The following is a 26201-nucleotide window of genomic DNA, read 5'->3' as shown; positions in this document are numbered from 1 at the left end:
CGTTTCCATCGACAGGTCTAATCCGGCATAGTGCTTCATGGCTGCTTCCTTCCTTCAGGCTTCGAGAACCAGAAGTGTGCGCCGCTCAGCCGGCCCGAGGAAGCAGCCACAAATTACACGATGACTGAACCACCACTGTTGCCCGGCTGCGTCACTCCCGCTGCCAAATCGGCATCGGGGCTCGATTTCCGCTGTCCTACACGGCCCGGCTCTGCCATCCTTGCTGCACGACATGCGAAACGGAACCTCCGCGCTGCACACCGGTTCGGCCACCCATGGCCCGCTGTCGCCCGCGATAGTGTCAAGCTTGTGTGAACTTCCGCGCCGCGCTCTCACCGGATCGCGCGCGGATTTCCATGACGTTTCAGGCCGAGAAAGGACCGCATGAGCCGCAAGCCCGTCCCCGCCCAGCAAGGTCAGCGCGCCCGCGTGGAGGTCAATTTCGACCGCCCACAACTGCTCCCGCAACTGTTCGGCGAATATGACAGCAACATCCTCGCGCTCGAGGAGCGGCTCGGCGTCTATATCCATGCGCGCGGCCAGCGCGTGGTGATCGAAGGCAGCACCGAAGCCGTGGCCCATGCCCGCGAAGTGTTGATCGAATTGCACAGCCGGGTAATCCGGGGCGAAGCGATCGACACCGGCCTGATCGACGCAGTGATCGCGATGGCGACCGAACCGATGCTCACCGGCATCGTCCGCGCCGAGAATGACGAGGGCGCGGCGCCGCCGATCATGATCCGCACGCGCAACAAGACGATCGTCCCGCGCTCGCTGACCCAGACGACGTACATGCGCGCGCTGATCTCCAACGACATCATCTTCGCGCTCGGCCCGGCGGGGACCGGCAAGACCTATCTCGCGGTGGCGCAAGCGGTGGCGCAGCTCATCACCGGATCGGTCAAGCGCCTGATCCTCTCGCGCCCGGCGGTCGAGGCGGGCGAGCGGCTTGGCTTCCTGCCCGGCGACATGAAGGACAAGGTCGACCCCTATCTGCGCCCGCTCTACGACGCCCTCTACGATTGCCTCCCGGCCGAGCAGGTCGAGCGGCGCATCGCCAGCGGCGAGATCGAGATCGCTCCGATCGCCTTCATGCGCGGCCGCACCCTCGCCGACGCCTTCGTGATCCTCGATGAGGCGCAGAATACCACGCCGATGCAGATGAAGATGTTCCTCACCCGCTTCGGCCAGAACAGCCGCATGGTGGTGTGCGGCGACCCCAAACAGACCGATCTGCCCGGCGGCCCGGGCGCGAGCGGCCTCAACGACGCAGTCAACAAGCTGGAGGGGATCGAGGGCATGGCGTTCGTCCGCTTCGGCATTGGCGACGTCGTTCGCCACCCGATCGTCGGCCGCATCGTCGATGCGTATGAGAACGAGCATGCTTGACGTTGCCGTCCAGACCGAACCCGGCTGGCCCGACCATGACTGGGACGCGATCGGCGCGAAGGCCGCCGCCGCTGCGGTTGCGCAGACGCCTTATGGCTATCTCGCCACCAGCGACGCGGCGATCGAGGTTGCGGTGCGCCTGACCGACGATGCCGAGGTGCATCAGCTCAACGCGCAATACCGGCAAAAGGACAAGCCGACCAACGTCCTGTCCTTCCCGATGATCGAGCCCGATTTGATCGAATCGCTGACGCAGAACAGCGACGATGGCGAGGTGATCCTGGGCGACATCATCCTGGCGCATGGCGTCTGCGCGCGCGAGGCCGAGGAAAAGGGCTTCACGGTCGAGCAGCATGCCACGCACCTGATTGTCCACGGGGTGCTGCATTTGCTAGGTTACGACCATCAGGGGGATTCCGAAGCCGAGGCGATGGAGTCGATGGAGCGCGCCGCGCTCGCAACTCTGGGGATCCCTGACCCCTATCTGATACGCGAGGAATGAACGCCAACATGACGGACGGCCCCAGTAGCAACGGGAACGGCGACAGTAGTAGCGAAGGCGGAATATGGCGCGGCCTTCGCGCGCTGCTCTTCGGCGAAGAGCAGAACGAAACCCTGCGTGAGCGCATCGAGGATGCGATCGATGAGGCCGATGGCGACGGCAAGCCCACCAAGGGCGACCTCTCGCCGCTGGAGCGCAAGATGCTCCGCAACCTCCTGCATTTTGGCGAGCGTGATGCGGGCGATGTCGGCGTGCCGCGCGCCGACATCATCGCGGTCGACGAAGCGACCAGCTTTGCCGAACTGGTCCAGATCTTTGCCGAGGCGGGGCATAGCCGCCTGCCGGTCTATCGCGAGAAACTCGACCGCGTCATCGGCATGATTCACGTCAAGGACGTGTTCGCCGTCCTCGCCGCCGGGGCCGGTCCGCCGGCCAAGATCACCGATCTGATGCGCCAGCCGCTCTATGTCCCGCAATCGATGGGTACGCTCGACCTGCTCGCCCAGATGCAGGCCAGCCGCACCCACCTCGCCATCGTGCTCGACGAATATTCGGGGACCGAGGGGCTGATCACGATCGAGGATCTGGTCGAGGAAATCGTCGGCGAGATCGACGACGAGCATGATGACGCGCCCGAAGCCTTGTGGGTTCCGCTCGACAATGGCGGCTGGGACGCCGACGCCCGCGCCGAACTGGAGGATGTCGCCGCCGCGATCGACCCGCGGCTGGGTGAGGTCGAGGAGGATATCGAAACGCTCGGCGGCCTCGCCTTCATCCTCGCCGGCCATGTGCCCGAAGCGGGCGAATGCCTGAAACATCCGAGCGGCTGGACGCTCGAAGTGCTGGAAGCCGACACCACCCGCGTCCGCCGCCTGCGCCTGCACCCGCCCGAAGAATTAGCCGAAATCGAGGACTGAACCAGTGCGCCGCAAACTTCTGATCGCCACCGCTGCAATCGTCGCCATCGGCGGAGGCACCTATTGGTATCTGTCGCGTCCCGATGTCGCGCAGTACAGCCTGAGCGACACCAGCGGCGTGCGCCCCAAGCTGGTCGCGCCGCGCGAACAGACCATCCCGACGGTCAAAATCGCCGATGCGGTCGGCTGGCCCGCAGGCGCGAAGCCGGTCGCGGCCAAGGGGCTGGCGGTCAACGCCTTTGCCACCGGGCTCGATCACCCGCGCTGGCTCTATCGCCTGCCCAATGGCGACGTGCTGGTCGCCGAGAGCAACTCCCCGCCGCGTGAGGAGGGGGGCATCACCAACTGGGTGATGAAGAAGCTGATGAACCGCGCCGGTGCCGGCGTTCCTTCGGCCAACCGTATTACCTTGCTGCGCGATGGCGATGGCGATGGCGTGGCGGAGGCGCGCTCGGTGCTGCTGACCGCCGACAATGGCCTCGATTCGCCGTTCGGCATGGTGCTGGTCGGGGAGACGCTCTATGTCGCCAACCACAATGCGCTGATCCGCTTCCCGTTCAAGCCGGGCGAGACCAAGATCACCGGCAAGGGCGAGAAGGTCGTCGACCTGCCCGGCGGCGGCAACCACTGGACCCGCGACGTGATCGCCGGGCCAGAGGGCAAACTGCTGGTCAGCGTCGGATCGGCGTCGAACATCGCCGAGAAGGGGCTGGACGTCGAAAAGAACCGCGCGACGATCCTCGAGGTCGATCCGCAGGCGAAGCGCTTCCGCATCTTTGCCGCAGGGCTACGCAATCCGATCGGCCTCGCACTACACCCGGAAACAGGCCGGCTATGGACCGTGGTCAATGAGCGCGACATGCTCGGCTCGGACGGCCCGCCCGATTATCTGACGCAAGTGACGATCGGCCAATTCTTCGGCTGGCCGTGGAATTACTGGGGCGGCTATGTCGATGAGCGCGTCCAGCCTGAGCGCCCGGACCTGCGCGAATATACTGCACGACCAAGCTACTCGATGGGGCCGCACACCGCCCCGCTCGGCCTCACCTTTGCCACCGATGTGAAGCTCGGCAGCGGCTTCGCCAAGGGCGCGTTCGTCGGCCTGCACGGGTCGTGGAACCGCGTCCCCGCCTCGGGCTACAAGGTCGTGTTCGTCCCGTTCGGCGCGCGCGGCCTGCCTGTCCCCGACGCCAAGCCAGTCGATGTCCTCACCGGCTTCCTCGACGCCAACGGCAAGGCGCAAGGACGTCCGGTCGGCGTGACGGCGGATCGCACCGGTGCGCTGCTGGTCGCGGACGATGTCGGCAACACGATCTGGCGGGTGAGCGCTCCGGCTCAGTAATCGGCGGCGGCGTAGGACAGGTCGGCATAGCCGGCCTGCTCGCCCCAGCCGGTGTCGGTATCCGCCACCGCCTCGCTCGCGCGGAGTTCGGCCTGATAATCCGGGACGCCGCCGGATGGCGCCAGCGGAAGCATGCCGGTGACGGTGTAATGCGCCGCAACGGTACCGGCGCAACTGCCCAGCCCGCCGGTGGCGAGCAGCGCGACAGCAATCATAAGCCAGGGGCGGGGCGATCGGTTCATCGCGTGTCTCCTCGCCGCAAAAAAGCACGAGGGCCAAGCGCGGTTCCCTATTTCAATAGCTTGGGCGCTTCCTGCATCAGCTTCTCGCGGATCTTGCCCGCAAACAGTGCCAGCATCGGTGGCAGATCCACCTCGGCATGAACGTGCGCGTCATGGATTTCCAGCCGGCTGGCGACGGTCTGTCCGAGTGCGGAAACGGTGAAGTGCAGCGTGTCGCCCTCCCAGCGCTCGTCCACCGTGCCGCCGCCGGGGAACATCGACCCTATCTTGCCCACCCCGCCCGCAATCCGCGCCCGCGCCGCGTCACGGCCAAGCTTGTGGGGGATATCGACGATGACGGGTTCAGGCATGATGGTTCCTCTGGTGTAATGGCTACATAATACGCACCGCGCTTGTATCTGTCACGGTCAGGCGCGATAGCTGCGGGCAATGTTCGCCCTGCCCCGTCCCCGCCTGATCGCGCTGCTGACCGGCGCCGTCTCCGCCACCGCCTTTGCCCCGCTCGACTGGTGGGTCGCGGGGCTGGTGTGTTTCGCGATCCTGCTGCGCCTGACCCACGAGGCACCGAGTCTGAAGCAGGCGCTGTTGCGCGGCTGGCTGTTCGGGCTTGGCCATTTCACCGTCGGCAACAACTGGATCCAGCACGCCTTCACCTATCAGGACAAGATGCCGCCCGAACTCGGCTATGTCGCGGTGGTCCTGCTCTCGCTCTATCTCGCCGTCTATCCGGCGCTGGCGATGGGGCTGGCATGGCGATTCGGGCAGGGACGCAAGCTCGATCTGCCCTTCGTACTGGTTGCTGGCGCTGCATGGATCGTCGCCGAATATCTGCGCGCGGTGCTGTTTACCGGCTATCCGTGGAACCCGCTCGGAGTGATCTGGCTGCCAGTGCCAGGCGTAGCGCAGACGGCGAGCTGGATCGGCACCTATGCGCTGTCGGGCCTCACGATCGTAGTCGCCGGCGCGCTGCTGCTCGCCAGCCAGCGACACTGGCGCTTCCCCGCCGGGGTCGCGGTTGCGGTGGCTTTGCTGGCGCTCACCGGCATCGACATCCGCCAAACGCCCTCAGCGATCGAAACAGCCCGCCCGATCGTCCGGGTGCTCCAGCCTAATGTCGGGCAGGAAACCGTGCTCGACGGAACCTATGCGCAAAAGGCGCTGAGCGAGCTGATCCGCCTGTCCAACGACACCGCCACCATCCTGCCCGGCGGCCCGGTCCCGCGCCTGATCGTCTGGCCCGAAGGGACCGTCGATTACTGGATCGAGGAGGGCTATCCCGCCGCCTGGTATGCCAAGAATGATCCACGCACCGTCCGCGCGATGATCGCCCAGACCCTCGGGCCGAAAGACATCGCCCTGGTCGGCGGCAACGGCCTGTTGTTCAAAGGCGACGACAAGCTCGACGCCGCGACCAATTCTGTGTTCGCGATCGACGCCAGCGGCGCGATCCTCGGCCGCTACGACAAGGCGCATCTGGTCCCCTATGGCGAGTATCTGCCGATGCGCCCGATCCTCGAACCGATCGGCCTGTCGCGGCTGGTGGCGGGCGAGATCGACTTTGAGCCTGGCCCCGGGCCAAAGACGATGACCGTGCCCGGCTTTGGCGAGATCGGCATGCAGATCTGCTACGAGATCATCTTCTCTGGGCAGACGGTTGACCCCGCCAAGCGTCCCGCGATCCTGTTCAACCCGTCTAACGATGCCTGGTTCGGCGCCTGGGGCCCGCCCCAGCATCTGGCACAAGCGCGGATGCGCGCGATCGAGGAAGGGCTGCCGATCTTGCGCGCTACGCCGACGGGCATCTCCGCGATCATCGATGCGCGTGGCCGGATCGTTGCCGCAGCCGGCATGGGCGAAGCCAAGGCGATCGAAGCGCCGATGCCCGAAACCCTGCCCCCGACCCTGTTCGCGCGGATCGGGAACCTGGCGGCGGCACTCGTGGCGGCATTGTTGCTCGCCATCGCCATTGCCTTCCGCCGCTTCGCCCGCTAGGGCGGCGCGATATAAGGAAAGCTTTATATCTCTCCTTACCCCCAGCCGGGCATGGCAACGGCCCGGCCTTTTTTTGAGGAAAACCATGCGTTCCAGCTATCTCTTCACGTCCGAATCGGTTTCCGAAGGCCATCCGGACAAGGTTTCGGACCAGATTTCCGACGCGATCGTCGACCTGTTCCTGTCCAAGGACCCCGAAGCGCGCATCGCGTGCGAAACGCTGACCACCACCCAGCTGGTCGTGCTCGCCGGTGAAATCCGCGGCAAGGGCATCATGGACGAAGCCGGCAACTGGGCGCCGGGCGTCAAGGACGAGGTCGAAAAGGCCGTCCGCGATACCGTCAAGCGCATCGGGTACGAGCAGGACGGCTTCCACTGGGAGACGCTGCGCTTCGAGAACAATCTGCACCCGCAGTCGGCGCACATCGCGCAGGGCGTGGACGCCAGCGGCAACAAGGACGAGGGCGCGGGCGATCAGGGGATCATGTTCGGCTATGCCGCGAACGACACCCCGGATTTGATGCCGGCGACGCTCGACTATAGCCACAAGATCCTTGAGCGGATGGCCGCCGACCGCCATTCGGGCGCGGCCCCGTTCCTGGAGCCGGACGCGAAGAGCCAGGTCACGTTGCGCTACGAAGGCAGCAAGGCCGTCGCGTGCACCGCGATCGTCGTCTCGACCCAGCACGCCAAGGGCTATGACCAGGGCGAGAAGGAAGCCGAGCTCAAGGCCTATGTGAAGAAGGTCGTGGCGGACGTGATCCCCGCCGAGCTGCTCAGCGACGCGACCGAATATCACATCAACCCGACCGGCAGCTTCGAAATCGGCGGCCCGGACGGCGACGCCGGCCTGACCGGGCGCAAGATCATCGTCGACACCTATGGCGGCGCGGCTCCGCACGGCGGCGGCGCGTTCAGCGGCAAGGATCCGACCAAGGTCGATCGTTCGGCGGCGTACATCACCCGCTACCTCGCCAAGAACATCGTCGCAGCCGGCCTCGCCCAGCGCTGCACGATCCAGCTCGCTTACGCGATCGGCGTGAGCAAGCCGCTGTCGCTCTATGTCGACACGCATGGCACCGGCACCGTCGGCGACGACAAGATCGAGCAGGCGATTCAGAGCATCGAGAAGCTGGGCGGCCTCACCCCGCGCGGCATCCGCACGCATCTGAAGCTCAACAAGCCGATCTACGGCCCGACTGCGGCCTATGGTCACTTCGGTCGCAAGCCCGACGGCGACTTCTTCCCGTGGGAGCGCACCGACCTGGTCGAGGATCTCAAGGCCGCTTTGGCCTGATCCAACGCCCACAACGGCATGAAGGGGCGGCGGTCTGCGGATCGCCGCCCTTTTTGTTTGTGCCGCGCGGGGCTAGCGTGCGGCGATGAAGACTCTCGCCGATCCCGCCAGCATCCTCACCCGCGAGCTGGCGACGATCCGGACCGCGTTTCAGGTGCCGGACGGCTTTCCACCGGCTGTGCAGGCTGAAGCGGAACGCGCGGCAGGCCGCCTGCCGAGCGATCATGCCGACTGGACCGACCGTCCTTTCGTCACGCTCGACCCCGCTGGATCGACCGATCTCGATCAGGCATTCGCGATCGACGCCTCAGAGGGCGGGTTCATCCTGCATTATGCCATCGCCGATATCGGCTGGTTCGTCGATCCCGATGGCCCGATCGCCGACGAAGCGTGGCGGCGGGGCCAAACGCTGTATCTGCCCGACGGCAAGGCCAGCCTCTACCCGCCGGTCCTGTCACAGGGCGCTGCCAGCCTGCTGCCCGACGGACCGCGCCCGGCCGTCGTGTTCAGCGTGCGGGTCGATGCGGACGGCGCGGTTGCGCTCGACGCGGTTACCCGCGCAGTGATCCACAGCCGCGCCAAGCTCGGCTATGCCAGCGTGACCGACGCCGACCTGCCTGCAGGCTTTGGCGATTTGACCGACCGTCTGATCCGGGCGGAGGCGGCGCGCGGAGCGGCGCGGATCGATCCGCCGGAGCAGGAAGTGGCACATGACGCCGATGGCCGCCTGACGCTGACCTTCCGCACCCGCCACGCCAGCGAGGATCGCAACGCCGCACTCTCGCTCGCCTGCAACATGGCGGTAGCGCAATTGCTGATAGCGCATGGCACCGGCCTGTTCCGGGTGATGGACGAACCCGATGATCGCGCTGTCGCGCGGCTGCGGCTGACCGCGCGGGCGCTTGGAGTCGATTGGCCGGGCAGCGCGACGCTCACCCAGATCGAACGCACCCTCGACCCGGCGGACCCGCGCCAGGCGACGCTAATGCTGGCGATTCGCCGCGCGGGCAATGGCGCCAGCTTTCGTGCCTTTGCTCCGGGCGAAACGCCATGGCATGCCGCCGTTGCCGCACCCTATGTCCATGCCACCGCGCCGCTGCGGCGTCTGGCCGACCGCTATGTGGTCGAGGCGGCGCTGGCCGTCGCCAACGGTCAGGCGGTGCCGACGCATGTTGCGCAAGCGTTCCCACGCCTGCCCAAGGCCATGGCGCGCTCAGACAGCCGTGCCGGGCAGATCGACCGCGCCGTGATCGGAATGGCGGAAGCGGCTTTGCTGTCCGGACGCGAGGGCGAGGTTTTCGACGCCGTGGTAACCGGGGTCGAAGCGCGCGGCGCGGACATCCAGCTCTGCGATCTCCCGGTCACCGCCCGGCTCGCCCCCGCCGGCCTGACCCCGGGCGACCGCGTCACCGTCCGGCTCACCGGCACCGACGTCTCGCGCCGCAGCAGCGCATTTGCACTGGCCTCCTAGGCAAACCGCCGCGCGCTACGCAAAAATCCCTAGTCCAGTTAACCATCCTCCGCCCGCCCGTTCTAAAAAGATCGGGTGGAGACGCTGATGCAGACCGAAACGATCCTTTCCCCGGACTTGGCCGAGCCCGATTTCAACCTGACCATGGCGTTCCAGCCCGTCTGGGATGCGCGGTTGGGCGAGGTCTATGCCTATGAGGCGCTGGTGCGCGGGCCCAATGGTGAAACCGCACGCGCGGTGATCGATGCGATCAAGCCCGAGGACCGCTATGCGTTCGACCAGCAATGCCGTGTCGCCGCGATCAAACAGGCGGTCAAGGCGGGCATTCTGAAGGTTCCCGCGCTGCTTTCGATCAACTTCTTTCCCGATGTGATCACCGACCCCTTTGCCGATAGCGAGCGCACGATGCGCGTCGCGAAGGAAACCGGCCTGCCGCCCGAACGGCTGATGTTCGAATTTGCCGAGCATGACCGGCTCGACGGCTGCCGCATGGCCGAAACGATCGAGGCGCACCGCAAGATGCACATGCAGACCGCGTTCGACGATTTCGGATCGGGCGATGTCGGCCTGGCGCTGCTGTCGCGGTTCACGCCCGACGCGATCAAGCTCGACCCCGTCCTGATCCGCGGCCTGTCGACCAGCTGGTCGCGCCGGCTGCTGGTCGAAAAGATGATCGAAATGGCGCGGTTGCGCGCAGTGCGACTGATCGCGGAAGGCGTCGAGACCCGCGCCGACTATGAAAAACTGCTCGCGCTCGGCGTGCGCTACTTCCAGGGCTATTATATCGCGCGGCCGCAGATCGGCGTGCTCGAACAGCCGAAACTGCGCCCTGCCTCCTGAGCCGGGGGTTGCTGCTTCGGCGACGCTGAACCTTGCCCCGCCGGATCGGCTGCGCCAAGGGGCTGGCGATGAACGATCCGAGCACGATCCGCCGCCTCTATGGCCGCGCCAAAGGACACAAGCTGCGCGCCGGTCAGCAAGCGCTGGTCGATGAAGGATTGCCGCGCGTCGCGGTCCCCGCCGACGGTCCAATCGACGCGATGCGCCTGTTCGGCGATGACCGCCCGCTGGAAGTCGAGATCGGCTTTGGCGCGGGCGAGCATCTGGCCGGTCAGGCGGCGATGCGCCCCGATCGCGGCTTCATCGGGTGCGAGCCGTTCCTGAACGGCGTGGTCGGCGCGCTGGGCCATATCCGCGACGACGGCCTCACCAATGTCCGGCTGCACATGGGTGATGCGCTCGACGTGATCGAGCGGCTGCCCGATGCAAGCCTCGACCGGGTCTATCTGCTTCACCCCGATCCGTGGCGAAAGGCGCGCCATGCCAAGCGCCGCATGGTCAATCACGGCCCGCTCGACCTGATCGCGGCCAAGCTCAAGCCCGGCGCAGAGTTCCGGCTGGGCACCGACGATCCCACCTATTGCCGCTGGTCGATGATGGTGATGAACCAGCGCCGCGATTTTGCGTGGCAGGCAAAGGAAGCCAAGGATTTCCTGACCCGCCCCACCGACTGGCCGGAAACGCGCTATGAGCGCAAGGCGCGGCGGCAGGGGCATGAGGTGTGGTACTTCCGCTACCTGCGCGTGTAACCGCCCCGCTTGACCGGCGGCGTCCAGTCGTGGCACTGCGCGCGCTCACCCGGCTCGTCCGGGGGCCTTCGATGGCGGCCATGCGGCCAGAGCGGGCGGGTATAGCACAATGGTAGTGCAGCAGCCTTCCAAGCTGAATACGCGGGTTCGATTCCCGCTACCCGCTCCAGCCCTTACATGATTCGGTAAATGTGCGGATTTACGCTGACGGCGCAGCGCGATACCCGCGATGGCGATTCGGGGGGATCTGAGACATGGCGAATTTTGGCGACTTGATCGCGTCCTATGGACGATGGCTGGCGCTGGTGGCGGCCTTTGCCACCGTGCTCGTCATTCTGGCATGGCGCGCTCGTGAGCGGCGCATCCGGCGGGACAAGCGGCGCGTGCGCCGCCTGGCGCGGCAACGCGTGTGGGACTGGCTGATGCTGCGGCCGCAGGTCCGGCGCCTGACCCACCAGCCCGGCGACGACCAGGTCTGATCGCCTGATCGCGGGGAGGTGGTGGAAGGGACTGGATTCGAACCAGTGTACGCTCACGCGGGCAGATTTACAGTCTGCTGCCTTTAACCACTCGGCCACCCTTCCATGCGGCACGCCAAAGCGAGTGCGGGCCAATGCCGAAGCGACGCGGCGCTGTCAACGCCTTGCGCAGCCGAATTGTGCCGCCTAGCGTTTTCCGATGAGCAAGGGTCTTCGACGCGGACATCGCCCATCGGGCAATACCGGCAGCAACAACCGCCCCCGGTTCTGGGGCCGCCACGCCGTGACGGCGGCGCTGGCCAATCCCGAGCGGCGCGTGCGCAAGATCTGGGGGACGCGCGAGGCGCTGGCGGCGCTGGAACTGCCCCCGGTGTTGCCGATCACCTATGCCGATGTCGCCGACCTCGCGCGCATGGTGCCGTCGGATGCACCGCATCAGGGCATCGTCATCGAAGTCGATCCGCTGGAGGAAATCTGGCTCGGCGATTTGCTGGAGCAGGGTGCGAACGATCGCCGCCCGCTGCTGGTGCTCGACCATGTCACCGATCCGCACAATGTCGGCGCGATCCTGCGCTCGGCCGCGGCGTTCGACGCGCTCGGCATCGTGACGCAGGATCGCCATGCCCCCCCCGAATCGGGCTCGCTGGCGCGCGCGGCGTCAGGTGCGCTGGAGCTGGTGCCGTGGGTGCGGGTGGTCAACCTCGCCCGCGCGCTCGACGAGATCGGCGAGGCGGGTTTCTGGCGCATCGGGCTGGCGGGCGAGGCCAAGGGAACGCTGGCCGAAGTGATGGGCGACACGCGCCCGGCGCTGGTGCTCGGTGCCGAGGGCGAAGGCATGCGCCACAATACCGCGGCGCATTGCGATGAACTCGCCCGCCTGCCGATTTCGCCGAGGGTCGAGAGCCTGAACGTATCCAACGCGGCAGCCATCGCGCTATACGCAGCCATCTCGCGCTGACCCGGACGGGCGCGCAAACGGGGGAGTAAGGCCATGTTCGACCGGTTCAAGGGAATTGCGCTGGCGATTCTGGCCCCGGTGTTGCTGGTCGGATGCGCGTTCAGTCCGGGCAAGTTCACCTCCACCCTCACCATTCTAGCCGATCGCAGCTTCACCTACAGCTATCAGGGAGAGGTGATCGCGGTCGATCTCGCGAGCGAGATGGCCAAGGGCATGGGCGACGCGTTCAAGGGGCTGGGCGACGACGAGGACGACAAAAAAAAGAAGACAACCACCGCCTGGCTGCGCGACGCGTCCTCGCAGGAAGAGGGCAGCGCCGCAGACGGCGACGGTGCCAAGGACGATGCTGAAGAGGCAGCCAAGAAGGAAGCCAAGTTCAAGGCCATCGCCGAGGCGCTGACCAAGGAAGCGGGCTATCGCTCGGTCGTCTACAAGGGCGACGGCGTGTTCGTGATCGACTATCAGATCAGCGGCTCGCTGACCCATGGCTTTCTGTGGCCGTTCAACGTCGATGCCGAGGTGATCTTCCCCTTTGTCGTCGTCGAACTGCGGGGGGCGGACGTGGTGCGGGTCAAGGCACCCGCCTTTGGCGACAGCGATTCGGCGGGGAAGGGCAAGTCGGACTCGGCCAACGCCAAGCTCGACGGCACTTTCACCCTCATCACCGATGGGGAACTGGTCAGCCAGAACAACGAGGATGGCGCGAAGACCGAGGGTAATCGCCGCACCATCACCTGGAAGGCGACCCCGCTGAGCAAGGACGCACCGATGGCAGTGGTGAAGGTCGCGCCGAAGCCCTAACCCGGCCGCGGCGCCCTCCCCCTCAATCCTCGGCCGCGATCGTCACCTTCAGCCCGTCCAGCGCGGACGTGAACTGGATCTGGCACGACAGGCGTGAGGTGTCAGTGCGGTCGGATGAGCTGTCGAGCAGGTCATTCTCGTCCTCGCTCATCGGCGGAAGTTTGGCCGCAAATTCCGGGTCGACATGGATGTGGCAGGTCGCGCACGAGCAGCAGCCGCCGCACAAGGCGAGCAGTTCGTCGAACCCGTTGTCCCGGATCACTTCCATGACGCTCAGGCCCACTTCGCCCTCCACTTCGCGTTCTTCTCCTGCGCGCGTGACGACGATAAGCTTGGGCATGATGTTCTCCTCCGTGTTTTGCGCCCATGCCGGGGATCGGCGCGGCTTTCAAGGATTCGAAATATGGGCCTGACCGCCGAACAGCTGCGCGAATCGCTCGATGCAATTGCGGCGCGCGAGCCGCTGATGGCAGCGGCGGTGGCCCGCGTCGGCTATCCCGAGCCGCGCATTCGCGAGCCGGGGTATGAAACGCTGCTGCGGACGATCGTTGGCCAGCAGGTGAGCGTCGCGGCGGCGGCGTCGATCTGGACCAAGCTGGAGGCCGGGGTCGGCGACCTGACCAAACCCGATATCGTCGCGGCAGCACCCGACGACGCGCTCCGCGCCGCTGGCCTGTCACGCCAGAAAGCAAGCTATGCGCGTAGTCTTGCCGAGGAAGTATCGAGCGGTCGGCTCGACCTGACCGCCCTGCCCGCCGATGACGAGGACGCGATTGCGCAACTGGTGCGGGTCAAGGGGATTGGGCGCTGGTCGGCGGAAATCTACCTGCTGTTCGCCGAGGGGCGGCGCGACATCTGGCCCGCGGGCGACCTGGCCGTGCAGATCGAGATTGGCCGGATCATGGGCCATGACGAGCGCCCGTCGGAAAAGCAGACCCGCGAGATCGCCGAAGCCTGGCGCCCGCATCGCGGGGCCGCCGCGATCCTGGCGTGGCACCATTACAAGGCGGATATGTCGGCGATTTAGCGTTGGATTCAGCTGCGCTGAATGGCGGCACCGGCCCGCTCCCCCACCCGGCCACCCATAGAATACACTGGCGTTGGGTGGCCGGGTGGGGGAGCGGGCCGGTGCCGCAGCCGTTTCAGCTTGGCTGAAACCAACGCTAGACCAGCTTTCCGCCCTCGACCTGCAGGGCGCGGGGGCAGCGGGACAGGGTTTCCATGCGGTGCGCGACGATCAGGATCGTCGGGCGCGGCTCCAGTGCGGCGAGCCGGTCGAGCACCGCCGCCTCGCTCGCAGGATCGAGCGCGGCGGTCGCTTCGTCGAGGACCAGCAGGCGCGGACGGCGCAGGATTGCGCGCGCAATCGCCAGCCGCTGGCGCTCGCCGCCGGACAGAAGCGCGCCGCGCTCACCGATGATCGTGTCGATGCCACGCGGCATGGCGGCGACCCGCTCGGCCGCGCCGGCGATGGTCAACGCCTCCATCAGCATCGCGTCGTCGATCGCGGTGTCGCCCCAGTCGAGATTGCGGCGGACGCTGTCGTGAAACAGGAATGCGTCCTGCGGCACATAGCCGATCGCCGTGCCCCAACCGCCGGGGGGAAGCGCGACGCCGCCGACCGTTACCGCACCGGATTGCGGGACGAGCAGGCCAGAGATTAGGTCGATCAGCGTGGTCTTGCCGCCGCCTGAGGGTCCAGCGATGCCGACCAGTTCGCCCTGCGCGATCTCCAGCGACACATCGGCCAGCCCCGCGCCCGATGGATGGCGGTAGCTGACCGAATCGAGCACAATCGGCCCCGGCGGCAGCGCCACCGCGCCGGCGCGCGCGTCATGCGCGCTGCCCAGTTCGGTCAGTGCCGCCTGCACCGCACCATAGCTTGCGCCCAGATGCAGCAGCTGCTGCGCCGATTGCTGCAACTGCATCACGAGCGGGGCCATGCGCGAGAAGATCAGCGCGAGCACCACCAGGGTGGTTGGCGGAACCTGTAGCAGCACGCCGCCGGTCAGCACGCCAGCCGCGGCAAAGGCGGTGCCGATGCCGAACCAAGTCCGGGCGGTGGACTGCGCGACCATGAAGCCGCGCTGCTCCCCGGCCGCTGCGCGCTGTGCCGAGTCGAATTCGGAAGCGAATCCGAGGCTGGCATCTTGCGCCGCCGAAGCCTTCAGCCCGCTGAGGAACGAGGTCGAGCTGCCCATCAGCGCGCGGTTCTTGTCAACCGTACGCGCGCCCAGCGCGGCGCTGTCGCCGCTGCGGCGATTGATCAGCAGGGCGAGCAAGCCGAGCCCGCCGAGCGCCGCAATCGCGAACAGCGGCGCCAGCGCCAGCGCCACGACCAGCTGGATGAACAGCATCGCGACCGCCACCAGCGACATCGAGATATAGTGCGCCGCGACGCCGATCCGCCCGATATCGCTGGTCAGCAGGCTGGTGATCCGCGCATGTTCAACCCCCGCCAGCCGCTCCCACGGCGCCGACGCCAGCGTATTGACCACCTTGCCGCGCAGATCGAGGGTATAGGCCGTCTGGACGTCGAACAGCTTCATGTCGCGCTGGCGCAGCACCAGTGCGCGCACCACCATCACCGCCACGAACACCGCGACCAGCCCGGCGAGCCGTGCGTTCGGATCGCTGCCCAACCAGCCGGGAAGCCAAGCCAGCGCATTGCCCGGCGCAAGAATCAGCCCGATCAGCGGAACCAGCAGCGCGAGGCCCAACCCCTCCAGCACCGCGCCTGCCGCGACCCAGAAGACGGCGACCGCTCCGCTGCGTCCCGCCTGACGGACCAGGCTGGCAGCAAAGGCGATCGCCTGCCGTCCGGCGGAGGCTGCGGTGGGCGGTGCGGAAACGCTCATGCCGGTGCTTGTGCCGCGCTTTGCGCAAAGGGCAACCGACTTTGCACGGCGCGGACTGGAAACCGGCGCTACACTGCGCCAATAGGGGGCACGCCAACCGGAGATGCAGACCCATGAAGACCCGTGCCGCCGTCGCATTCGAAGCCAAGAAGCCGCTCGAGATCGTCGAGTTGGATCTGGAGGGGCCGAAAGCGGGCGAGGTGCTGGTCGAGATCATGGCGACCGGCATCTGCCACACCGACGCCTATACGCTTGACGGGTTCGACAGCGAGGGAATCTTCCCGAGCGTGCTGGGGCATGAGGGCGCTGGGATCGTGCGCGAAGTCGGTGCGGGCGTGACCAGCGTGACGCCGGGCGATCACGTCATCCCGCTCTACACGCCGGAATGCCGCCAGTGTAAGTCGTGCCTCAGCGGCAAAACCAATTTGTGCACCGCGATCCGCGCGACCCAGGGCAAGGGGCTGATGCCCGATGGCACCACGCGCTTCAGCTACAAGGGGCAGCCGATCTTTCATTACATGGGCTGCTCGACCTTCTCGAACTTTACCGTGCTGCCCGAGATTGCGGTCGCCAAGATCCGCGAGGACGCGCCGTTCCAGACCAGCTGTTACATCGGCTGCGGCGTCACCACCGGGGTCGGCGCGGTCATCAACACCGCCAAGGTGCAGGTCGGCGACACTGTTGTCGTGTTCGGCCTTGGCGGGATCGGGCTCAACGTGATCCAGGGCGCACGGCTGGCCGGGGCGAAGCAGATCATCGGCGTCGACATCAACCCGGACCGCGAGGAATGGGGCCGCCGCTTCGGCATGACCGACTTCCTCAATTCGAAGGGCATGAGCCGCGAGGATGTGGTGGCGCGGATCGTCGCGATGACCGATGGCGGCGCGGACTATACCTTCGACGCCACCGGAAACACTGAGGTCATGCGCATCGCGCTGGAGGCATGCCATCGCGGCTGGGGCACCAGCATCATCATCGGCGTGGCCGAGGCCGGCAAGGAAATCGCCACCCGCCCGTTCCAGCTGGTCACCGGCCGCAACTGGCGCGGCACCGCGTTCGGCGGGGCGAAGGGCCGCACCGACGTGCCGAAGATCGTCGACATGTACATGACCGGCAAGATCGAGATCGACCCGATGATCACCCATGTCATGGGGCTGGAAGACATCAACAAGGGGTTCGACCTGATGCATGCGGGCGAGAGCATCCGCAGCGTCGTCGTGTTCTGAAATCATAACAGGGGAGAGGAAGCCATGTTCAGCCACATCATGCTCGGCGCCAATGACGTCGATGCGTCCAAGGCATTCTACGATGCGACGCTGGGCGCATTGGGTGCCCGCGCCGGGAGCGTCGATCCCAAGGGCCGCGCCTTCTACATGCACAATGGCGGCATCTTCATGCTGAGCAAGCCGCTGGACGGTCAGCCCGCCTGTCACGCCAATGGCGGCACGGTCGGCTTTGCCGCGACCAGCCCGGAGATGGTCGACGCGTGGCACGCCGCCGGCCTTGCCCATGGCGGCACCGCGATCGAAGACCCGCCTGGCATTCGGGAAAATGCGTTCGGCGCGCTCTACCTCGCCTATCTGCGCGATCCGGCGGGGAACAAGGTCTGCGCGATGTATCGCGTGCCCAAGGAAGGCTAACGGCGCATGGGGATGGAGACGGTCTCGACCAATCGCGCGCATGGCGGGGTGCAGGGCGTCTATCGCCACCAGTCCACCGCGACCGGCACGCCGATGACCTTTTCGGTCTTCATCCCCGACCATGCGGAGGGGGCGAAGCTGCCGGTGCTGTGGTATCTCTCCGGCCTCACCTGCACCCATGCCAATGTCACCGAGAAAGGTGAGTATCGCGCGGCCTGTGCCGAACATGGCGTGATCTTCATTGCCCCGGACACCTCGCCGCGCGGCGATGATGTGCCGGATGACGACGCCTATGATTTCGGCAAGGGCGCGGGTTTCTATGTCGATGCGACGCAGGAACCTTGGGCCGGGCATTACCGGATGCGGTCGTACATCGAGGATGAGCTGCCCGGACTGATCCTGCGCGAGTTTCCGATGGCGGACCTGACGCGGCAGGGGATCACCGGCCATTCGATGGGCGGGCATGGCGCCCTCACCATCGGGCTGCGCAATCCGGATCGCTTCCGCTCGGTCAGCGCGTTCGCGCCGATCGTCGCGCCGTCGCAATGCCCGTGGGGTGAGAAGGCGCTGGGCGGCTATCTGGGTCAGGATCGGGCGGCGTGGCGGTTGCATGATGCAGTGGCGCTGATCGCGGATGGAGCGCGACTGCCCGAATTGCTGGTCGATCAGGGCGAGGGCGATGCGTTCCTGACCGAGCAGCTCAAGCCCGAACTGCTGGCGGCGGCATGTCGTGACGCCGGGATCGACCTCACGCTGCGGATGCAGCCGGGGTACGACCATAGCTATTACTTCATCTCCAGCTTCATGGCCGACCATGTCGCCTGGCATGCCGAGCGGCTGAAGCGGTGACGCAGCGCTTCGACGCGGTCGTCATCGGGGCGGGGCACAATGGGCTGACCTGCGCTTTCTACCTTGCCCGCGCCGGCCTGAAGGTCTGTGTGGTCGAGCGGCGGGACGTGGTCGGCGGGGCGGCGGTGACCGAGGAGTTTCATCCCGGCTTCCGCAATTCCGCCGCCAGCTACACCGTCAGCCTGCTCCAGCCCAAGGTCATCGCTGACATGAAGCTGGTCGAGCGCGGCTATCGGGTGATCGAGCGGCCGGTGTCGAACTTCTTTCCGCTGGATGGCGACTATCTGAAGCTAGGCGGCGGGGCGGAGCGGACCCGGGCCGAGTTTGCGCGCTTTTCTGCCAAGGATGCGGCAGCGCTGAACGGCTATGAGGCAGCGCTGGAGCGGGTGGCGGATCTGTTGCGGAGCATGGCGCTGAAGACACCGCCCAATGCCGGGGGTGGGATCGCTGCACTGCTGGCTGCTGCGGCGCAGGGCCGGGCGGTTGCTTCGCTGTCGATCGAGGGGCAGCGGGATGCCCTCGCCCTGTTCGTCCAGTCTGCTCGCGAATTTCTCGATCAGTGGTTCGAGAATGATCACGTCAAGGCGGCGTTCGCGTTCGATGCAGTGGTCGGCAACTATGCCGGTCCGTCGGCTCCGGGGTCGGCCTATGTCCTGCTGCACCACGTTTTCGGCGAGGTGAACGGCAAGAAGGGGGCGTGGGGCCATCCGGTCGGAGGAATGGGGAGCATCACCCGGATGATGGCCGAGGCGGCGACCCAGGCCGGGGCGGTGATCCGGCTGGAGGCTCCGGTCGACCGGGTACTGGCCGACAAGGGTCGCGCGGTCGGCGTCAAGCTGAGCAGCGGCGAGAAGATTGCGGCGAAGACGGTGGTCGCCAATGTCGGCCCTGCCCTGCTGTTCCGGCACCTGGTCGATCCTTCCGATTTGCCGCAGGATTTCCGGCGGCGGATCAATGGCTTCAAGACCGGATCGGGCAGTTTCCGGATGAACGTCGCCCTGTCCGAACTTCCCGATTTCACTGTCCTTCCCGGCAAGGACGAAGAACATCACCGCAGCGGCATCATCATCGCGCCGACCATGGACTATATGGACAAGGCCCATGACGACGCGGTCCGCTATGGCTGGTCCAACGCGCCAGTGGTGGAGATGACGATTCCCTCCACCGTCGACTCCACCCTCGCCCCGCCGGGCTGCCATGTCGCCAGCCTGTTCTGCCAGCATTTCGCTCCCATTTTGCCCAATGGCCGTAGCTGGGACGATGAGCGGGAGGCGGCGGCGGACGACATTATCGACACGGTCACGCAGCACGCCCCCAATTTCCGCGACTCGATCATCGCTACCCAGATCCACTCCCCCACCGACCTCGACCGCAAGTTCGGGCTGGTCGATGGCGACATTTTTCACGGCCGCATGTCGCTCGACCAGCTCTGGGCGGCGCGGCCGGTGCTGGGGCATGGCGATTACCGCAGCCCGATCAGCGGCCTGTATCTGTGCGGCGCGGGCACCCATCCCGGCGGCGGGGTGACCGGTGCCCCGGGGCATAATGCGGCGCGGGAAATCCTGAAGGACCGCAGCGTGTTCGGAAGGTTGCTGCGGAAGTAAGCTCCCTCAGTCGAACACCGCCTCATACCGCACCGCGCCGGTCACCGGTTCGCGGCTGCGCGGGACCAGGAACAGGCACATGCGGCCGAAGCTGTGGTGCGACAGCCAGTAGAGCCCCTGGGGCAGCGCCGTGCCGGCGGGACCGCGCAGATACATCGAATAGGGCATGCGCCACGCGGCAAACGTCGTCCGCGGACGTTCGGCGCGGACTTCTTCCAGCGTCAGTTCATGCGCCGGGCCGACGATCCCGCCGACGAGGAACACGTCGCCGATCGCGGCACAGGCATCATTGGAACTGGGGAGCGATAGCGACGGACGAATGCCCGACATCAGAAACGCAGCCCCGCAACGGCGGGGGGTGAAGATACGGCGCAGGCCATGACCTGAAGGCTCCAAAGAGTGTGGAACGCCGGATTCACCCCTCCGGACATGCACAAGACTATGCGTGAAGTGGGTCGGCCGACAAGTCGGGGGTTTTGCGGATCGGCAGATTAACCATGCGGCTCGTCGCATCTGGCCGCGCCGTTGCGGACGGGTGGCGGACGACCTGTCCGACGAAACGGACAATCCGGGGCGTGTTGCGGGGCGAATCGCCGGGGAAGCGACCGCGAAGCGACCGGCGGACACCTGTGACGCGACAGGGGCGCGATAGGCACGCGACACCGGGGCGAATGGTGCGCGACGGGTACTGGCGGCGAGGCGACCGGGTTGCGTCATGGACGCGACGCCGAAGCGATGGGCGCGCGACGGGGCGAGTCGCCGGGTGCCTTACGCGGCGCCAGCGGATCGGGCGCGAACGGATCGGCGAGCCGCGCGGCGTGGAGCTTGAGCGCGTGGCTCCAATGGTGGTCGAACGGCGTGCCGGTCAGGCGGGCGCGCAACGCATGGGCACTGGAGCGCGACATGCCGGCGGCACGCGCCGCGCAGGCGACGCTGCCGGTTTCGACGAGCGCGGTGAGGAAGGCGCGTTGCTTGGCGGGAGTCCAGTGACTGCGCGCTGGCCGCGCGGCGGGGTTGGGTTGGTCGGGCATAGGATCTACTCCGGTTGGTTGGAGTCGATTCAGTTGACCTATTTGGTTCGTGTAGGAAAGGGGTTTCAGCGAGTCTTGGCTACCGAACGTGGATGCGGTAGCTTACGCCGCATGAGCTCCGAACGCGCCCTGTTCGATTCCAGCGACCCGACGGCTGAGGCGGCCGCCGACGCGCGCGCGGATGCCGATGCGGCGGCGGGGCGGGTCGTGAGCCATGAGGCCGTCAAGCGCTGGGTCGCCTCGTGGGGGAGTGAGCGCCCGCTTCCGCGACCGAACATCGGCGACTGAATTGCGGCGCATCGTCTGGACGGACGAAGCGGTTGCGCATCTTGAGGCGATCATCGCCTATATCTCTGCATTCAATCCTGCGGCTGCTGTCCGATTGGGCGAGCGGCTGATCGCGGTGGCGGACAGTCTGGCCGAGTTTTCCGAGCGCGGTCGCGACGTCGGCGACGGGCGGCGCGAGATGACGACGGTCTGGCCGTATGTGCTGCGGTATCGGGTCGAGGGCGACCGGGTGGTTATCCTGCGGATCAGGCATGGGGCGCGGGATGAGGAAAAGGGTCGCTAAGCTGCCACTGAGTTGCCCAAGGCCCAACTTTCATTGGACGGCCAGATTTTGTAAGAGTTTGCCCAGCCAAGATTAGTCTTACTTTTCAAGAATTCTCGAATACGCTTTTTGGGATATTTATCTCCCTCTGGCGGGCTATCCAGCAATTGTAGTGCGTACGTGTAAGCGTCAGCGAGTTGAACCATTCGACTGTGATGAGACGGGATAAAATACACGCTATCGATAATCCGGTCGATTGATCTTCCAAAGAAGTATGGCGTACCCTTTTCGCGATATTCAGATAAATTGCTCACACTTTGATCGGCATATTGCCCATCTAGGTCACCAATTAGAATTCCATCTTCTTTAGTCTTAGAAAGGTCAATCTGAGATCTCTCGACAAAAAAGGTAAACGCCTTGTCCGGCGCACTCTCTGCGCTAGCGACCATCAATTCGGGCACCACGCACACGCTGATTCGCCTAACCCGATCATCATTTGCGATCGAAAGCAGCTTCTCAAGCGCTTCAAGACGATCTGCTATCGCCCGCCCCTTAAAGTGGGCTGCGCCTTGCACCATATCAACCGCATGAAACTCAGTAGCGTGCGTTAGCTCTCTTGACCCGAAGAAGCCTAGCGCAATTTCATTGATCTGAGCCTCGATTTCGGGAATCGCGCTGTCCAATACAGACAGCGCGCCGATCCAGTGCTTAGGCTGTCTTGGAGGCTGATATTTTACCTCGTCGAAGTAAATAAACCTCACTCCGCCGCGACCCCAGCCCCATCGAACAACCCGCCCTCAGCGGCATCCTCGTTCGCTGCCGGCACGGCCTTCGCCTTCTGGCGCTTGTCGAACGAATCCCACACTTCGTTCCAGTTGCCGCGCGTCGCGCCCTTCGAATATTCGGTCGCGCGGGTTTCGAAGAAGTTGGCGTGTTCGACGCCGTTCAGCAGCGGCGTGAGCCACGGCAGGGGGTGTTCGTCGATCATGTAGATCGGCTTCAGGCCCAGCTGGTTCAGGCGCCAGTCGGCGATGTAGCGGATATACTTCTTGATCTCCTTGGGCGTCATGCCGGGGACCGGGCCCTGTTCGAACGCCAGGTCGATGAACGCGTCCTCCAGCCGCACGGTGGTCTGGCACACGTCCATGATGTCGTCCTTCACCGCCTTGGTCAGGCAGTCGCGTTCCTTGGTGAAGGCGTGGAACAGGCGGGTGATGCCTTCGCAATGCAGCGATTCGTCGCGCACCGACCAGCTGACGATCTGGCCCATGCCCTTCATCTTGTTGAAGCGCGGGAAGTTCATCAGCATCGCGAACGACGCGAACAGCTGAAGCCCCTCGGTGAACCCGCCGAACATGGCGAGGGTCTTGGCGATATCCTCGTCATTATCGACGCCGAACTGCTGAAGGTAGTCGTGCTTGTCCTTCATCTCGGCATATTCGAGGAACATGCCGTACTCGCTTTCGGGCATGCCGATCGTGTCGAGCAGGTGGCTGTAGGCCGCGATGTGCACCGTTTCCATGTTGCTGAACGCGGCGAGCATCATCTTGATCTCGGTCGGCTTGAACACGCGGCCGTATTTTTCGTGGTAGCAATCCTGCACCTCGACATCCGCCTGGGTGAAGAAGCGGAATATCTGCGTGAGCAGATTGCGTTCGTGATCGGTGAGCTTTTGCGCCCAGTCGCGGCAATCCTCTCCCAGCGGCACCTCTTCGGGCAGCCAGTGGATCTGCTGCTGACGCTTCCAGAACTCATAGGCCCAGGGATATTCGAACGGCTTGTAGGTCTTGCGGGCTTCGAGAAGAGGCATGGGGTTACTCCTAAACTGGATTCAACCCGCCGTGGACGGCGGGGGAAGGGTCGACAGGCCGAGGCCGAAATAATGATCGGCCAGCCCGACGGCCGACACGATGAGAACGGGAACCGCGATCCAGCGCACGAGATTGCGGTCATCAATGCGCGCAGCGAGATGCGGAAACAGCACGAGCAGGAAGCTCAGCCAGAACAACGCCCAGCCGGTCGCAAGTCCCCTAGTCATGCCCCCACCACCATGCTGGCCACCAGCGCGAAGCCGGTGAGGAACAGGCAGAGCGCGACCAGCATCGTGCCGGCGATGCGCAGGGCGTAGGTGCCTTCGGGCGAGGCGGCGCGGCGGCGCAGCAGGGTGAGGCCCGCCACGCCCGACGCGATGCCGATGCCGGCCTGAATGGCGAGCGCGCGGTTCACAGGGCGTCGCGGTCCTTCACCACCACGCGCTCCTTGATCACGACCTTCTTGCCCCGATGCGCACCGACGCCGAACACGCAGATGCCGAGGAAATAGCCGAAATCATACCAGCCGCCATTGTTGGGCACGGCATAGACCGCGACGTCGGGGACGAAGAGCGAGAGCACCCAGGCGACCGGGAAGATGAAGCCGTGCCACAGCCCGAGCAGGAAGCCGGGCGCGCCGGGCTCAACCGCCGTGCCGACCTGCTGCGCGCACGCAGCAAGAAGTGTGAGGCCCAGCAGGGGGAGGAGACGGAAGGAACGGGTCATGGGACTCTCCTTTGTCGCGCTCCCCGCACGGAGGGCGCTCACATGCCGGCGCGGCTTACTGGCAAGCCAGACACTCGTCATAATCGGTCGATTCACCCAGGTTGAATTGCGGCGCGTCGATCGTGTTGTCGGCTTCCACCCCGCCCGCGAAGCCGGCGCGCTGCACCGATTTGCTGCGGAGGTAATAGAGCGACTTGATGCCGAGCTCCCATGCGCGGAAGTGGAGCATCAGCAGGTCCCACTTTTCGACGTCGGCCGGGATGAACAGGTTCAGCGACTGGGCCTGGTCGATATAGGGCGAGCGGTCGCCGGCGAGTTCGAGCAGCCAGCGCTGGTCGATTTCGAACGACGTCTTGAACACGTCCTTTTCCTCCTGGCTGAGGAAGTCGAGATGCTGGACGGACCCGCCGCGCTCGAGGATCGAGTTCCAGACATTGTCGCTGTTCTTCGACTTTTCGATCAGGATCTTCTCAAGATACGGGTTCTTGACCGAGAAGCTGCCCGACAGCGTCTTGTGGGTGTAGATGTTGGCCGGGATCGGTTCGATGCACGCGCTGGTGCCGCCGCAGATGATGCTGATCGACGCGGTCGGCGCGATCGCCATCTTGCAGCTGAACCGCTCCATCACGCCCATGTCGGCGGCGTCGGGGCACGGGCCACGCTCGACCGCCAGCTGCATCGAGGCTTCGTCGACCTGCGCCTTGATGTGCTTGAAAATCTTGCTGTTCCAGGTCTTGGCCATCGCGCCTTCGAAGGGCAGGCCGCGCGCCTGGAGGAAGCTGTGGAAGCCCATCACGCCGAGCCCCACGCTGCGTTCGCGCGCGGCCGAATAGGCGGCCTTTTCCATGCCCGGCTCGGCGCGGTCGATATAGTCCTGAAGAACATTGTCGAGGAAGCGCATGACGTCCTCGATAAAGCCCTTCTCGTTCTTCCACTCGTCCCAGGTTTCGAGGTTGAGCGATGAGAGGCAGCAGACCGCGGTGCGCTCATTGCCCAGATGGTCCTTGCCGGTCGGCAGGGTGATTTCCGAGCAGAGGTTCGAGGTCGAGACCTTGAGGCCCAGATCGCGGTGATGCTTGGGCATGTTGTTGTTCACGTGATCGGCGAACACGATGTACGGCTCACCGGTCGCGAGGCGGGTTTCGACCAGCTTCTGGAACAAGGCGCGGGCGTTGACGGTGCCGCGGACGCTGCCGTCCTTGGGCGATTTGAGGTCCCACTCCTCGCCATTGCGCACCGCTTCCATGAACGCGTCGGGGATCAGCACGCCGTGATGGAGGTTCAGCGCCTTGCGGTTGAAGTCGCCGCTGGGCTTGCGGATTTCGAGGAACTCCTCGATCTCCGGGTGGCTGATGTCGAGATAGCAGGCGGCCGAGCCGCGACGCAGGCTGCCCTGGCTGATCGCGAGGGTCAGCGAATCCATCACGCGGACGAACGGGATGATGCCCGAGGTCTTGCCGTTGAGGCCGACCGGCTCACCGATGCCGCGGACATTGCCCCAATAGGTGCCGATGCCGCCGCCGCGCGAGGCGAGCCAGACATTTTCGTTCCAGGTGTCGACGATGCCATTGAGGCTGTCGGGCACGGAGTTGAGGAAGCAGCTGATCGGCAGACCGCGACCGGTGCCGCCATTCGACAGCACGGGGGTGGCGGGCATGAACCACAGGCGCGAGATATAGTCGTAGATGCGCTGGGCATGCGCGGCATCGTCGGCATAGGCCGACGCGACGCGGACGAACAGGTCCTGGAAATTCTCACCCGGCAGCAGATAGCGGTCGCGCAGCGTGTCCTTGCCGAATTCGGTCAGCAGCGCGTCGCGCGAATGATCCACCTCGACCGGGTAGATGCGCGGAGCGACGGTCTTCGAATCGAGCTTCTTCTTGGCCTTCACAGCCTTTTCGGGCGCAGCCACCTTGGGCGCAACGGGCGGTTCGACGGTATCGGTCACAGTTTCACTCACGCTCGTTTCCTGGCTGTCTCTGAAGTCCATCGGTCGTCCCCTGCCACGTCCAATCGTCACGACTCGGGGGGCGGCACCGATCCTAGCACCTTAGCATCCGATACGGAGAGAACAAAACATGTCCATCCGCACCATCCAAGCGACAGAAAGACACCCCGCGATATAGGATCGCGAGCGATGCTCCACCAGTGCT

Annotated in this window: 31 protein-coding genes and 2 tRNA genes; 20 read left to right on the top strand and 13 right to left on the bottom strand. The window is 65.5% G+C overall.

All coding sequences use genetic code 11. From position 1 onward, the window contains the following. Nucleotides 1-384 precede the first annotated feature (384 nt). Genes KYX69_RS18800 through KYX69_RS18785 form a run of 4 tightly spaced genes read left to right on the top strand, consistent with a single transcriptional unit; the run spans nt 385 to nt 4150 of the window. Nucleotides 385-1389 (top strand): PhoH family protein, encoded by a 1005-nt coding sequence (locus KYX69_RS18800; RefSeq protein ID WP_300500154.1) that lies wholly within the window; start codon nt 385-387, stop codon nt 1387-1389. Next, entirely contained in the window at nt 1382-1891 is a 510-nt protein-coding gene (gene ybeY / locus KYX69_RS18795; RefSeq protein WP_300500152.1) for an rRNA maturation RNase YbeY, read from the top strand. The genes KYX69_RS18800 and ybeY overlap by 8 nt, the downstream gene beginning before the upstream one ends. Before the next feature lie 8 nt (nt 1892-1899). Next, entirely contained in the window at nt 1900-2808 is a 909-nt protein-coding gene (locus KYX69_RS18790; protein ID WP_300500150.1) for a hemolysin family protein, read from the top strand. Between the two features lie 4 nt (nt 2809-2812). After that, on the top strand, nt 2813-4150 hold the full coding sequence (locus KYX69_RS18785) for a sorbosone dehydrogenase family protein (RefSeq protein WP_300500148.1): 1338 nt from the start codon (nt 2813-2815) through the stop codon (nt 4148-4150). Here the strand turns inward: KYX69_RS18785 and KYX69_RS18780 are convergent. Next, nucleotides 4144-4392 (bottom strand): hypothetical protein, encoded by a 249-nt coding sequence (locus KYX69_RS18780; RefSeq protein WP_300500146.1) that lies wholly within the window; start codon nt 4390-4392, stop codon nt 4144-4146. The two genes, KYX69_RS18785 and KYX69_RS18780, sit on opposite strands and share 7 nt — an antisense overlap. Before the next feature lie 47 nt (nt 4393-4439). Next, nucleotides 4440-4742 (bottom strand): polyhydroxyalkanoic acid system family protein, encoded by a 303-nt coding sequence (locus KYX69_RS18775; protein WP_300500144.1) that lies wholly within the window; start codon nt 4740-4742, stop codon nt 4440-4442. 79 nt (nt 4743-4821) lie between these two features. On the opposite strand from KYX69_RS18775, the gene lnt reads away from it, so the two are divergent. From lnt to KYX69_RS18740, 7 genes are all read left to right on the top strand, one after another. Further along, the gene (gene lnt / locus KYX69_RS18770) at nt 4822-6384 is read left to right on the top strand and encodes an apolipoprotein N-acyltransferase (protein ID WP_300500143.1); all 1563 of its coding nucleotides are present in this window, start codon (nt 4822-4824) and stop codon (nt 6382-6384) included. 85 nt (nt 6385-6469) lie between these two features. Further along, a complete protein-coding gene (gene metK / locus KYX69_RS18765) occupies nt 6470-7681 on the top strand; it encodes a methionine adenosyltransferase (protein ID WP_300500141.1) in 1212 nt (403 codons plus the stop codon). An 85-nt stretch (nt 7682-7766) separates the two neighbouring features. After that, nucleotides 7767-9152: an RNB domain-containing ribonuclease gene (locus KYX69_RS18760; RefSeq protein WP_300500139.1), complete on the top strand. Its 1386-nt coding sequence runs from the start codon at nt 7767-7769 to the stop codon at nt 9150-9152. Between the two features lie 87 nt (nt 9153-9239). Next, the gene (locus KYX69_RS18755; protein WP_300500137.1) at nt 9240-9992 is read left to right on the top strand and encodes an EAL domain-containing protein; all 753 of its coding nucleotides are present in this window, start codon (nt 9240-9242) and stop codon (nt 9990-9992) included. Nucleotides 9993-10060: 68 nt separating this feature from the next. Beyond that, nucleotides 10061-10741: a tRNA (guanosine(46)-N(7))-methyltransferase TrmB gene (locus KYX69_RS18750; RefSeq protein WP_300500135.1), complete on the top strand. Its 681-nt coding sequence runs from the start codon at nt 10061-10063 to the stop codon at nt 10739-10741. Between the two features lie 95 nt (nt 10742-10836). Further along, nucleotides 10837-10910, top strand: a tRNA-Gly gene (locus KYX69_RS18745). Between the two features lie 85 nt (nt 10911-10995). After that, the gene (locus KYX69_RS18740) at nt 10996-11220 is read left to right on the top strand and encodes a hypothetical protein (RefSeq protein WP_300500133.1); all 225 of its coding nucleotides are present in this window, start codon (nt 10996-10998) and stop codon (nt 11218-11220) included. 19 nt (nt 11221-11239) lie between these two features. Here the strand turns inward: KYX69_RS18740 and KYX69_RS18735 are convergent. Then, nucleotides 11240-11325, bottom strand: a tRNA-Tyr gene (locus KYX69_RS18735). A gap of 94 nt (nt 11326-11419) precedes the next feature. Here KYX69_RS18735 and rlmB point away from each other — a divergent pair. Both rlmB and KYX69_RS18725 read left to right on the top strand, forming a co-directional pair. Then, nucleotides 11420-12178: a 23S rRNA (guanosine(2251)-2'-O)-methyltransferase RlmB gene (gene rlmB, locus KYX69_RS18730; RefSeq protein ID WP_300500130.1), complete on the top strand. Its 759-nt coding sequence runs from the start codon at nt 11420-11422 to the stop codon at nt 12176-12178. A gap of 33 nt (nt 12179-12211) precedes the next feature. Beyond that, nucleotides 12212-12979, top strand: a complete 768-nt coding sequence (locus tag KYX69_RS18725) for a hypothetical protein (RefSeq protein WP_300500127.1) — start codon at nt 12212-12214, stop codon at nt 12977-12979. A gap of 22 nt (nt 12980-13001) precedes the next feature. Here KYX69_RS18725 and KYX69_RS18720 read toward each other — a convergent pair whose 3' ends face one another. Next, entirely contained in the window at nt 13002-13319 is a 318-nt protein-coding gene (locus tag KYX69_RS18720; RefSeq protein ID WP_066682426.1) for a 2Fe-2S iron-sulfur cluster-binding protein, read from the bottom strand. Between the two features lie 63 nt (nt 13320-13382). Here KYX69_RS18720 and KYX69_RS18715 point away from each other — a divergent pair, with 63 nt between their 5' ends. Next, complete coding sequence (locus KYX69_RS18715; RefSeq protein ID WP_300500124.1) at nt 13383-14006, top strand: DNA-3-methyladenine glycosylase 2 family protein; 624 nt, start codon at nt 13383-13385, stop codon at nt 14004-14006. 136 nt (nt 14007-14142) lie between these two features. Here the strand turns inward: KYX69_RS18715 and KYX69_RS18710 are convergent, their stop codons facing one another. Then, on the bottom strand, nt 14143-15837 hold the full coding sequence (locus KYX69_RS18710) for an ABC transporter ATP-binding protein (protein WP_300500121.1): 1695 nt from the start codon (nt 15835-15837) through the stop codon (nt 14143-14145). A gap of 113 nt (nt 15838-15950) precedes the next feature. Here KYX69_RS18710 and KYX69_RS18705 point away from each other — a divergent pair, with 113 nt between their 5' ends. The 4 genes from KYX69_RS18705 to KYX69_RS18690 are packed head-to-tail and all read left to right on the top strand — an operon-like array spanning nt 15951 to nt 19930. Next, the gene (locus KYX69_RS18705) at nt 15951-17063 is read left to right on the top strand and encodes an S-(hydroxymethyl)glutathione dehydrogenase/class III alcohol dehydrogenase (protein WP_300500119.1); all 1113 of its coding nucleotides are present in this window, start codon (nt 15951-15953) and stop codon (nt 17061-17063) included. 24 nt (nt 17064-17087) lie between these two features. Beyond that, nucleotides 17088-17477: a VOC family protein gene (locus KYX69_RS18700; RefSeq protein WP_300500116.1), complete on the top strand. Its 390-nt coding sequence runs from the start codon at nt 17088-17090 to the stop codon at nt 17475-17477. A gap of 6 nt (nt 17478-17483) precedes the next feature. Then, nucleotides 17484-18326, top strand: coding sequence for an S-formylglutathione hydrolase (gene fghA, locus KYX69_RS18695; RefSeq protein ID WP_300500113.1), 843 nt, complete (start codon nt 17484-17486; stop codon nt 18324-18326). Further along, nucleotides 18323-19930: an NAD(P)/FAD-dependent oxidoreductase gene (locus KYX69_RS18690; RefSeq protein WP_300500110.1), complete on the top strand. Its 1608-nt coding sequence runs from the start codon at nt 18323-18325 to the stop codon at nt 19928-19930. The genes fghA and KYX69_RS18690 overlap by 4 nt, the downstream gene beginning before the upstream one ends. Before the next feature lie 6 nt (nt 19931-19936). Here KYX69_RS18690 and KYX69_RS18685 read toward each other — a convergent pair whose 3' ends face one another. Further along, nucleotides 19937-20260 carry a hypothetical protein gene (locus KYX69_RS18685; protein WP_300500107.1) on the bottom strand — a complete coding sequence of 108 codons (324 nt, stop codon included), beginning with the start codon at nt 20258-20260 and terminating at the stop codon, nt 19937-19939. A gap of 383 nt (nt 20261-20643) precedes the next feature. Next, nucleotides 20644-20961, bottom strand: a complete 318-nt coding sequence (locus KYX69_RS18680; RefSeq protein ID WP_300500104.1) for a LysR family transcriptional regulator — start codon at nt 20959-20961, stop codon at nt 20644-20646. 111 nt (nt 20962-21072) lie between these two features. Between KYX69_RS18680 and KYX69_RS18675 the strand changes: the two genes are divergently transcribed. Both KYX69_RS18675 and KYX69_RS18670 read left to right on the top strand, forming a co-directional pair. Next, a complete protein-coding gene (locus KYX69_RS18675; protein WP_300500102.1) occupies nt 21073-21249 on the top strand; it encodes a CopG family transcriptional regulator in 177 nt (58 codons plus the stop codon). Next, the gene (locus tag KYX69_RS18670; RefSeq protein WP_300500099.1) at nt 21212-21532 is read left to right on the top strand and encodes a type II toxin-antitoxin system RelE/ParE family toxin; all 321 of its coding nucleotides are present in this window, start codon (nt 21212-21214) and stop codon (nt 21530-21532) included. Before KYX69_RS18675 ends, KYX69_RS18670 begins: the two co-directional genes overlap by 38 nt. Here KYX69_RS18670 and KYX69_RS18665 read toward each other — a convergent pair. Genes KYX69_RS18665 through KYX69_RS18640 form a run of 6 tightly spaced genes read right to left on the bottom strand, consistent with a single transcriptional unit; the run spans nt 21529 to nt 26038 of the window. Beyond that, nucleotides 21529-22272, bottom strand: coding sequence for a DUF3800 domain-containing protein (locus KYX69_RS18665; protein WP_300500096.1), 744 nt, complete (start codon nt 22270-22272; stop codon nt 21529-21531). The two genes, KYX69_RS18670 and KYX69_RS18665, sit on opposite strands and share 4 nt — an antisense overlap. Next, nucleotides 22269-23321, bottom strand: a complete 1053-nt coding sequence (locus tag KYX69_RS18660) for a ribonucleotide-diphosphate reductase subunit beta (protein ID WP_300500093.1) — start codon at nt 23319-23321, stop codon at nt 22269-22271. The genes KYX69_RS18665 and KYX69_RS18660 overlap by 4 nt, the downstream gene beginning before the upstream one ends. A gap of 21 nt (nt 23322-23342) precedes the next feature. Continuing rightward, nucleotides 23343-23549, bottom strand: a complete 207-nt coding sequence (locus tag KYX69_RS18655; RefSeq protein WP_300500091.1) for a hypothetical protein — start codon at nt 23547-23549, stop codon at nt 23343-23345. Further along, entirely contained in the window at nt 23546-23737 is a 192-nt protein-coding gene (locus KYX69_RS18650; RefSeq protein ID WP_300500088.1) for a hypothetical protein, read from the bottom strand. The genes KYX69_RS18655 and KYX69_RS18650 overlap by 4 nt, the downstream gene beginning before the upstream one ends. Beyond that, nucleotides 23734-24048 carry a hypothetical protein gene (locus tag KYX69_RS18645; protein ID WP_300500085.1) on the bottom strand — a complete coding sequence of 105 codons (315 nt, stop codon included), beginning with the start codon at nt 24046-24048 and terminating at the stop codon, nt 23734-23736. Before KYX69_RS18645 ends, KYX69_RS18650 begins: the two co-directional genes overlap by 4 nt. A gap of 55 nt (nt 24049-24103) precedes the next feature. Continuing rightward, entirely contained in the window at nt 24104-26038 is a 1935-nt protein-coding gene (locus tag KYX69_RS18640) for a ribonucleoside-diphosphate reductase subunit alpha (protein WP_300500082.1), read from the bottom strand. Between the last annotated feature and the right edge of the window lie 163 nt (nt 26039-26201).

The organism is Sphingomonas sp. (assembly GCF_030145815.1).
Lineage (GTDB): Bacteria > Pseudomonadota > Alphaproteobacteria > Sphingomonadales > Sphingomonadaceae > Sphingomonas.
This window is presented reverse-complemented; position numbering and strand designations above follow the sequence as displayed.

Excerpts from the sequence above, each read along its gene's own strand:
- KYX69_RS18660 (WP_300500093.1), bottom strand. The coding sequence starts at position 23,321 with ATGCCTCTTCTCGAAGCCCGCAAGACCTACAAGCCGTTCGAATATCCC.
- lnt (WP_300500143.1), top strand. The coding sequence starts at position 4,822 with ATGTTCGCCCTGCCCCGTCCCCGCCTGATCGCGCTGCTGACCGGCGCC.
- KYX69_RS18725 (WP_300500127.1), top strand. The coding sequence starts at position 12,212 with ATGTTCGACCGGTTCAAGGGAATTGCGCTGGCGATTCTGGCCCCGGTG.
- KYX69_RS18710 (WP_300500121.1), bottom strand. The coding sequence starts at position 15,837 with ATGAGCGTTTCCGCACCGCCCACCGCAGCCTCCGCCGGACGGCAGGCG.
- KYX69_RS18645 (WP_300500085.1), bottom strand. The coding sequence starts at position 24,048 with ATGACCCGTTCCTTCCGTCTCCTCCCCCTGCTGGGCCTCACACTTCTT.
- KYX69_RS18800 (WP_300500154.1), top strand. The coding sequence starts at position 385 with ATGAGCCGCAAGCCCGTCCCCGCCCAGCAAGGTCAGCGCGCCCGCGTG.
- KYX69_RS18755 (WP_300500137.1), top strand. The coding sequence starts at position 9,240 with ATGCAGACCGAAACGATCCTTTCCCCGGACTTGGCCGAGCCCGATTTC.
- KYX69_RS18780 (WP_300500146.1), bottom strand. The coding sequence starts at position 4,392 with ATGAACCGATCGCCCCGCCCCTGGCTTATGATTGCTGTCGCGCTGCTC.
- KYX69_RS18775 (WP_300500144.1), bottom strand. The coding sequence starts at position 4,742 with ATGCCTGAACCCGTCATCGTCGATATCCCCCACAAGCTTGGCCGTGAC.
- KYX69_RS18700 (WP_300500116.1), top strand. The coding sequence starts at position 17,088 with ATGTTCAGCCACATCATGCTCGGCGCCAATGACGTCGATGCGTCCAAG.
- KYX69_RS18705 (WP_300500119.1), top strand. The coding sequence starts at position 15,951 with ATGAAGACCCGTGCCGCCGTCGCATTCGAAGCCAAGAAGCCGCTCGAG.
- KYX69_RS18720 (WP_066682426.1), bottom strand. The coding sequence starts at position 13,319 with ATGCCCAAGCTTATCGTCGTCACGCGCGCAGGAGAAGAACGCGAAGTG.
- KYX69_RS18675 (WP_300500102.1), top strand. The coding sequence starts at position 21,073 with ATGAGCTCCGAACGCGCCCTGTTCGATTCCAGCGACCCGACGGCTGAG.
- KYX69_RS18790 (WP_300500150.1), top strand. The coding sequence starts at position 1,900 with ATGACGGACGGCCCCAGTAGCAACGGGAACGGCGACAGTAGTAGCGAA.
- rlmB (WP_300500130.1), top strand. The coding sequence starts at position 11,420 with ATGAGCAAGGGTCTTCGACGCGGACATCGCCCATCGGGCAATACCGGC.
- KYX69_RS18685 (WP_300500107.1), bottom strand. The coding sequence starts at position 20,260 with ATGTCGGGCATTCGTCCGTCGCTATCGCTCCCCAGTTCCAATGATGCC.
- KYX69_RS18655 (WP_300500091.1), bottom strand. The coding sequence starts at position 23,549 with ATGACTAGGGGACTTGCGACCGGCTGGGCGTTGTTCTGGCTGAGCTTC.
- KYX69_RS18640 (WP_300500082.1), bottom strand. The coding sequence starts at position 26,038 with ATGGACTTCAGAGACAGCCAGGAAACGAGCGTGAGTGAAACTGTGACC.
- KYX69_RS18740 (WP_300500133.1), top strand. The coding sequence starts at position 10,996 with ATGGCGAATTTTGGCGACTTGATCGCGTCCTATGGACGATGGCTGGCG.
- KYX69_RS18760 (WP_300500139.1), top strand. The coding sequence starts at position 7,767 with ATGAAGACTCTCGCCGATCCCGCCAGCATCCTCACCCGCGAGCTGGCG.
- metK (WP_300500141.1), top strand. The coding sequence starts at position 6,470 with ATGCGTTCCAGCTATCTCTTCACGTCCGAATCGGTTTCCGAAGGCCAT.
- fghA (WP_300500113.1), top strand. The coding sequence starts at position 17,484 with ATGGGGATGGAGACGGTCTCGACCAATCGCGCGCATGGCGGGGTGCAG.
- KYX69_RS18750 (WP_300500135.1), top strand. The coding sequence starts at position 10,061 with ATGAACGATCCGAGCACGATCCGCCGCCTCTATGGCCGCGCCAAAGGA.
- ybeY (WP_300500152.1), top strand. The coding sequence starts at position 1,382 with ATGCTTGACGTTGCCGTCCAGACCGAACCCGGCTGGCCCGACCATGAC.
- KYX69_RS18680 (WP_300500104.1), bottom strand. The coding sequence starts at position 20,961 with ATGCCCGACCAACCCAACCCCGCCGCGCGGCCAGCGCGCAGTCACTGG.
- KYX69_RS18715 (WP_300500124.1), top strand. The coding sequence starts at position 13,383 with ATGGGCCTGACCGCCGAACAGCTGCGCGAATCGCTCGATGCAATTGCG.